The organism is Pueribacillus theae (assembly GCF_003097615.1).
GTDB lineage: Bacteria > Bacillota > Bacilli > Bacillales > UBA6769 > Pueribacillus > Pueribacillus theae.
The window spans coordinates 1-603 of sequence record NZ_QCZG01000114.1 but is presented as its reverse complement, the minus strand read 5'-3'; the positions used below and the strand labels follow the sequence as shown (position 1 = coordinate 603).

Below are 603 nucleotides of genomic sequence, written 5' to 3'. Positions count from 1 at the left end.
GGGGGAAAACGGACTATATTGTTAAGTGACAGTATCGTCGTTAAAAACATCAAAGAATGCATTAGTTGGAGAAAAAGTAAACTTTTGACAATACGAACAAACCAAAGGGGGTAAACTTATGATATTGAAACCACCTATTTTACGACAAGGTGACACCATTGGGATTGTTACTCTCGGGAGTCCATTAGATGAAAATGTTATTAATACCCGAATCAATATGTTAAAAAATATGGGGTTTGATGTAGTAGTTGGGGAACATGTATATTCCCAAAACGGGTTTCTTGCAGGCACCGACCAAGAGCGAGCAGTTGATTTAATGAATATGTTTCAAAATGAGCAAGTTAAAATGATACTGCCTACAAGAGGAGGGGTTGGGGTAGCCGGAATTCTTCCTTACCTTGATTATGAGATCATCCGGCAAAACCCGAAAATTGTAACGGGTTATAGCGATATTACGATATTATTAAATGTACTCTTTCAATATGCAGATTTAATGACATTCCATAGTCTCATGCTTATTAACTTTACTCCTGAAACTCCAGCGTACAATTATAATCAGTTTTTTTCCGTCGTTTCAACCTTAACAGCAACCCAGTTAATAGT

General features: G+C 36.8%; 1 protein-coding gene. It reads left to right on the top strand.

Annotation, left to right across the window (positions count from 1 at the left end):
- Window positions 1-118: 118 nt before the first annotated feature.
- Window positions 119-603 (top strand): S66 peptidase family protein (locus tag DCC39_RS18920; RefSeq protein WP_133243521.1); only part of this gene is annotated, 485 nt, incomplete at its 3' end.